We start from the raw sequence: 6,561 nt of genomic DNA, 5'->3' as shown, positions 1-6,561 counted from the left end.
CCGGTTCGCCCACGCGGCACACGATGCCGTGCTCCTGGTCCGTGGAGATCAGGACGGGCAGGGGGGTCGGCCCGGCGAGTCCGGTGTGGGCGATGCCGCGGACGATTTGGCGCTGGAACAGCGCGAAGACGGCCAGGAGGGGCAGCCCCGCGATCACCAGGGAGGCCATGATCTGCGCGTAGCGCACACCGAAGGACGACTGGACGCTGACCAGCCCGACGGGGAGGGTCATGCCGTTCGGGTCGGTGGTCACCAGGAAGGGCCAGAGGAAGTTGTTCCAGGTGGAGATGAAGGTGAAGATCGCCACGGCCGCCAGCACGGGCCTGGAGAGCGGGATCACGATCGTCCAGAAGACGCGCCAGCGCCCGGCGCCGTCCACGAAGGCCGCTTCCTCCAGCTCCCGCGGCACGCCCTGGAAGAACTTCACGAGGATGAACACCATGGCGGGTACGGCCACCTGGGGCAGGATCACGCCCCAGTAGGTGTCCACGAGGCCCAGCTGGACCATCTCGTGGAACAGCGGCGCGATGAGTACCTGCGGGGGCACCATGATGCCGGCGAGCACCAGTGCGTACAGCGGCTTGCGGCCGCGGAAGTCCGTGCGGGTGAACCCGTACGCCGCCATGGCGCACGTCACGACGGTCAGCGCGGTCGTCATGAGGGAGATGTACGCCGAGTTCATGAGCCAGCGCGTCAGGTCGCCCGACTCCCAGACCTTGGCGTAGGCGTCGAACGTGACGCGTGAGCCGATCCACGCCAGAGGCGTCCTCGTCGTCTCCCCCTCGGGTTTCAGGGAGGTGGCGACGGCCCACAGCAGGGGCACGAGCCAGGCGGCCGTGAGGACCAGGGCGATGACCAGCAGGACGATCCTGCCGGGCGTCCAGCGGCGGCGCCGCCCTTCCGTGCCGGCGGAGCGCCCGCGGCGGGGCGTGGTGGTGGCGGATCCGCTCACTTCGCGGCCTCCTCAGCTCGGCGCCGGGACAGCAGCGGCTGCACCAGGGAGACGGTCAGGATCAGGGCGAAGAAGATGTACGAGACGGCGGAGGCGTAGCCGATGCGGTAGCCCGTGAAGCCCTGCTGGTAGACGTACTGGAGGATGGGCCGGGTCGAGTCGTCCGGGCCGCCGCCGGTCATGATGTAGACCTGGTCGAAGATCTTCAGCGAGGCCAGCACCTGGAGGACGATCACCAGTCCGGTGGTGCGGCGGAGCATCGGCAGGGTGATGTGGCGCAGGCGGCGTCCGGCGCCCGCCCCGTCCAGCTCGGCGGCCTCGTACAGGTGGTGCGGGATGGCCTGGAGGGCGGCGAGGTACAGCAGGAAGTTGAAGCCGACCGTCCACCAGACGGTGGTGGCGACGACGGAGAGCATGGCGTACCGCTCGTCGCTCAGCCATCCGATGCCCGGCTCGATACCGACGGAGGCGAGCATCTGGTCGGCGAGGCCGAAACCGGAGGGGAAGACCATCTGTGCGAAGAGCAGGCAGACGACACCGGACGGCAGCAGGAAGGGGGCGAACCAGCTGAGCCGCCACAGCCACTGGACGACGCTCAGCTGGTGGGCCAGCAGCGCGAGACCCAGGCCGACGAGGACGAGCGGGACGGTCGACAGGACGGTGAACCAGACGGTGTTCCACAGTGACGACCACACGTCCGGGTCGCCCATCGCCTCGGCGTAGTTGCCGAGGCCGACGAACTCCCCTCCGCTGCCGGTGATGTCCTGGCTGGTCAGGCTCATGCCGAGGCCGGAGATCAGCGGCCAGACCAGGAACACGGCGTACACGAGGAGGAAGGGGGCGACGAACACCAGCCCGTGTTCGCTCCACTTCCTGCGCACGGAGCGGGGGCGGGGGCCGGGCGCTCCGCCGGGCCGGTGGGCCAGGGAGGACGGCGCCGCGGTGGTGGAGGTCATGTCGCGGCTCCCGGAAGCGGGTTGCGGGTGTCGAGAAGCGTGCGCAGGCGGGCCCTGGCCTCGGTCAGCGCGCCCCGCGGGGTGCGGGACCCCGTGAGGACGCCGGAGAACACGGCCCCGAGCTCGATCCACATGCGTGAGGCGGAGCCGGTGAACCAGGCGGGCTCGTCGAGTGCGACGTCGTCGATGACGTCGCGGTACTCGGACTGGGGCTTCAGGGCGAGGTAGGCGGGGTCCTGGAGTACCGGCAGGTAGGCCGGTACGTGGCCGCCCTCGGCCCAGGCGGAGGAGTGGCGCAGCATCCAGGCGACGAGGGCGTGCGCGGCCTCGTTCGGCGCTCCGCCGCGGTCCTTCTGGTGCGGCAGGACGAACGTGTGGCAGTCGGCCTGGGTGGCGGCGCTGCCGAACAGCGCGGGCACACGGGTCATGGAGAAGGGGATGCCCGCGTTCCGGAAGGTGGTGATCTCCCATTCGCCGTTGAGGTGGAAGGCGGTCCTGCCGCCGTTGAAGACACCGACGGACGCCGCGTAGTCGACTCGGCGCACCATCAGCCCTTCCTCGACCAGGGAGGCCAGGTACTCCAGCACCCGCAGCGCCTTGGCGTCGTCGAGTGCGAGGCGCTTGCCGTCCGCGGAGAGGACAGAGCCTCCCGTCTGCGCGTAGAAGGTGGAGAAGAGCCGCCAGGGGGTGATGCAGTCGGGGCCGAGCGTCTCGGTCACCAGTGGCGGCTGCCCGGTCACCTTCCTGGCGGCGCGCAGGGCGTCGGTGAACCCGGCGGCACCCACCACCGGTCTGAGCCGGCCGCCCGACATGAGCCCGGCCTTCTCGCACAATTCGCTCTGGTAGTAGAGGACGAAGGGATGGGTGTCGAGGGGCACGGCGTACTGCTTGCCGCCCACCTGGCCACGGCGCCAGATGCCCGGAGGGAAGTCCTCGGCGTGCACCCCGTGTTCGGCCAGCAGCCCGAGGTCGAAGGGGTCGATGAGCCTGCCGGGGGCGAAGCCGGCCAGCCGGGCCAGGTGCAGGACCGCCAGCTCGGGTGCCCGGCCGCCGGCGCCCGCCATACCGAGTTTCGTGTAGTAGGGGGCTCCCCACTGCAGGGTCGCGGCCTCCAGCGCCACGGCCGGGTGCTCGGCGCGGAAGCGGGCCAGCATCGCCTGCATGGTGACGCCGTCGCCGCCACCGAACAGGTGCCAGTACCGCAGCCGGGTCTGCCCGGCCCCGACGGCCGTGGCGGGCGCGGCGCAGCCGGAGAGGGCACCGAGGACTCCGGTGGCGGCCAGGGCGCCGGCCCCGCCCGCGAGGGCTCGGCGCCGGCTGAGGTGAGGTGGGTGCATGGCGGCTCGTCTCTGAGGAGGGGACGGGTGGCGCGGTCCGGACCACGGGCGTACGCGGTGCGGGGCGGAGGTGTGCGGGCCCGGAGGTGCGGGGCTCGTGCGGGGCTCCTTGGGTGCGGGCGGGCAGGCGGAGGCACGGATGTTCCGACACAGGCGTTCGGTATACCGACTATCGATCGGCACTTCGGACGGGACCGTAGGCGGGGTGGAACCGTGCGTCAATGACCCGGACGGGAATGGCGAACAATGTTCGGTCACCCGAACACCACCCTGCCGGGCCGCACCGGCACACGAGGAGGGGGCATCCCTCCGCCCGCGGAGGGAGCCCCAAGACACGCCGCACCGGCCCGCGTTCGCGGAGAAACCGCGAAGGAGCGCGCCCATTTCCTACTGGGGGGTAGGCCCGGCCGCCGCCCTTGCTATACCTTGCGTCTAACAAGCGGGGCGGGGTGCTGCCCCACAGTGATCCACCGGAGGTGTCGGTCATGGCGGTCAGGAGAACGCGAGCACGGCACGACTTCGGCGACAACCGCGCCCACGCGGTGCGTTGACGCACCTCCCGCGGCCGTGAAGACCGGCGCCCCGGGACCGCACCGGATGCCTCCCGTGGCGCGGCGGGCGTGCGGCGCACGCCACGGTGTCTCCCCTTGACCGGCCGCCCACGCGTCACACCAAGGAACCACCCACGCGAACCGAGGAGTCCCACATGGCAAGCAGCACTGTCCGGCCGGACGCCCAGGACCGGCCCGAGGAGCACGAAGTGGCCCGCCGCCTGCTCGAGTCGGCGGCGGCCCTGGCGTACGACCCCGCCACCGAGGTCGACTGGGAGACCCCGCTGGACAAGGACTTCCACGGAGCCAGTCCCGAGTGGAGCACGCTGTACGGCACGGCCTACTGGGCGGAGATGAGCGAGGCCCAGCGCAAGGAGCTCACCCGCCAGGAAGCCGCGTCGGTGGCCAGCACGGGCATCTGGTTCGAGATGATCCTCCAGCAGATGGTGCTCCGGGACGTCTACACCAAGGATCCGACGGGCGCCGACGTCCAGTGGGCGCTGACCGAGATAGCCGAGGAGTGCCGGCACTCGATCATGTTCGCCCGCGGGGCGCAGAAACTCGGCGCACCCGCCTACCGGCCGCGCCGGCTCGCCGTCGAGCTCGGACGGGCCTTCAAGACGGTCGCCTTCGGCGAGGCGGCGTACGCGGCCATCCTGGTCGCCGAGGAGGTGCTCGACGTCATGCAGCGCGACTGGATGCGCGACGAGCGGGTCGTGCCGTTCGTACGCACCATCAACAACATCCACGTCGTCGAGGAATCACGGCACATGAAGTTCGCCCGGGCGGAGACCCGCAGGCACCTCGACGCGGCCGGCCCGGTGCGCCGCCGGATCCACGCCCTCGTCATCGCGATCGCCTCGTACGTCATCGTCACCAGCATGGTCAGCAAGGACGTCTACGCCAACGCCGGGCTCGACCCGGAGCGTGCCGTCAGGGAGGCGGAGGCGAACGAGCACCACAAGTCGATGATGCGCTCCAGCTGTTCGGGACTCATGGACTTCCTGGCCTCCGCCCGCCTCCTCACAGGGCCGGCTCTGATCTTCTACAAGCGCGCCCACCTGATCTGAGCGGACGACATGACCTACGCCATCACCCAGACGTGCTGCAGCGACGCCACCTGCGTCGCGGTGTGCCCCGTCAACTGCATCCACCCCACGCCGGAGGAACGGGACTTCGGCAGCACGGAGATGCTGCACATCGACCCGAAGACCTGCATCGACTGCGGCGCCTGTGCCGACGCCTGCCCGGTGGACGCGATCTTCCCGCTGGAGAGCCTGTCCGGGGTGCGGAAGGAGTACGGCCCGATCAACGCGGCGTACTTCGCGGACCGCGAGCCCGCGTCCGCCGACGCCGGCCCGAACTTCCACGAGTGGGGCGCACCGGCCTTCGCACGCAGTCTGCCCTCCGACTTCGCGCCGATCCGGGTGGCCGTGGTCGGCACGGGCCCGGCCGGCATGTACGCGGCCCAGGACCTGCTGCTGCACACCGGCGCGGAGGTGACGCTGATCGACCGGCTGCCCGTCGCCGGCGGGCTCATCCGCTACGGGGTGGCACCGGACCACCTGTCGACCAGGAAGGCGGGCGACACGTTCGCCAGGTTCCACACGCATCCGCGCGTACGCATGCACCTGGGGCTCGACGTGGGGAGCGACATCACACCGGAGGAACTCGCCGCGCACCACGACGCGGTCGTCTACGCCGTCGGTGCCTCCACCGGCCGCCGTCTCGGGATCCCGGGCGAGGACCTGGCCGGCAGCCTCTCGGCCACGACGTTCGTCTCCTGGTACAACGCCCACCCGGAGACCCCTCCCGGCGCCGTCGATCCGTCGACGGACCGGGTGGTCGTGGTCGGCAACGGGAACGTGGCCCTGGACGCGGCCCGCATCCTGGTGTCGGACCCCGAGGCCCTGGCCGCCGGCGACATCGCCGCCCACGCACTCGACGCCCTCGGCGCGAGTGGCGTGCGCGAAGTGGTGCTGCTCGGCCGGCGCGGCCCGCAGGAGGCGGCCTGCACCCGGACGGAACTGCTGGCCCTCACGGACCTGCCGGGCGTGGATCTCGTCGTCGACGACCACGACCCGCGGATCGCCGCCGCCATCGACGCGGCCCGCGACGGGGACAAGGCGGCGGTCCTGCGGGGGGTGGCCCGCGAGAGGGTCGACTGGTCGCTCGCACCCCCGGCGGGCCGGCGGATCGTCTTCCGCTTCCACTCCGAAGCCGTGGAGGCCCTGGGCGGGACCGGCGTCCGTGCCGTCCGCGTCACCGGCACGGCCGAGGCACCGGAGATACCGGCCGGCATGCTGCTGCGGGCCGTCGGCTACCGCGGCAGGCCGGTCGCCGGGCTGCCGTTCGACGAGGCGACGGGAACCGTCCCGCACGAGGCCGGACGTGTGACGGGCAGGCCGGGCACGTACGTCGTGGGATGGATCAAGCGCGGGCCGTCCGGTGGCATCGGCGCCAACCGGACCTGCGCCGCCGAGACCGTCGGCTCCCTCCTGGACGACGCCGTCCGGGGCGCGCTGCCCGCGCCCCGGCACGACGCCAGGGCCTTCCGGCGACTGGTCCGGCGACGCAACCCCGAGGTGGTCGACGCCCGCGGCCTGGCCGCGATCGACCGGGCCGAGCTGGCCCGGGGGCGCCAGGAGGGCAGGCCCCGCGTCAAGTTCGCGACGGCCGGGGAACTGGTGGCGGCGTCCAGGACCGGCCGGTGGAGGCCGACCCGTTGAGGTCGCCCGCCCCGCCGGACGGCCGGGTGCGGTGCC

Annotated in this window: 5 protein-coding genes; 2 read left to right on the top strand and 3 right to left on the bottom strand. The window is 71.9% G+C overall.

Annotated elements, in window-relative coordinates:
* The 3 genes from ABZ371_RS27240 to ABZ371_RS27230 form a co-directional block, all read right to left on the bottom strand.
* A partial coding sequence (locus ABZ371_RS27240; protein WP_358684309.1) for a carbohydrate ABC transporter permease occupies positions 1-952 on the bottom strand: 952 nt, incomplete at its 3' end.
* Positions 949-1,908, bottom strand: coding sequence for a sugar ABC transporter permease (locus ABZ371_RS27235; RefSeq protein ID WP_358684307.1), 960 nt, complete (start codon positions 1,906-1,908; stop codon positions 949-951). The genes ABZ371_RS27235 and ABZ371_RS27240, both read right to left, overlap by 4 nt.
* Complete coding sequence (locus tag ABZ371_RS27230; protein WP_358684305.1) at positions 1,905-3,245, bottom strand: extracellular solute-binding protein; 1,341 nt, start codon at positions 3,243-3,245, stop codon at positions 1,905-1,907. The genes ABZ371_RS27235 and ABZ371_RS27230 overlap by 4 nt, the downstream gene beginning before the upstream one ends.
* Positions 3,246-3,951: 706 nt before the next feature.
* Between ABZ371_RS27230 and ABZ371_RS27225 the strand changes: the two genes are divergently transcribed.
* Together ABZ371_RS27225 and ABZ371_RS27220 are read left to right on the top strand one after the other, a co-directional pair.
* Positions 3,952-4,866 (top strand): diiron oxygenase, encoded by a 915-nt coding sequence (locus ABZ371_RS27225; protein ID WP_358684303.1) that lies wholly within the window; start codon positions 3,952-3,954, stop codon positions 4,864-4,866.
* A 9-nt stretch (positions 4,867-4,875) separates the two neighbouring features.
* Positions 4,876-6,525, top strand: coding sequence for an FAD-dependent oxidoreductase (locus ABZ371_RS27220; RefSeq protein WP_358684301.1), 1,650 nt, complete (start codon positions 4,876-4,878; stop codon positions 6,523-6,525).
* The last annotated feature ends 36 nt before the right edge of the window (positions 6,526-6,561 follow it).

Origin of the sequence: Streptomyces sp. NPDC005899 (genome assembly GCF_040629645.1) — a bacterium.
Lineage (GTDB): Bacteria > Actinomycetota > Actinomycetes > Streptomycetales > Streptomycetaceae > Streptomyces.
Note: the sequence above shows the minus strand (reverse complement) of the source record. Positions and strands in the feature narration are given on the sequence as shown.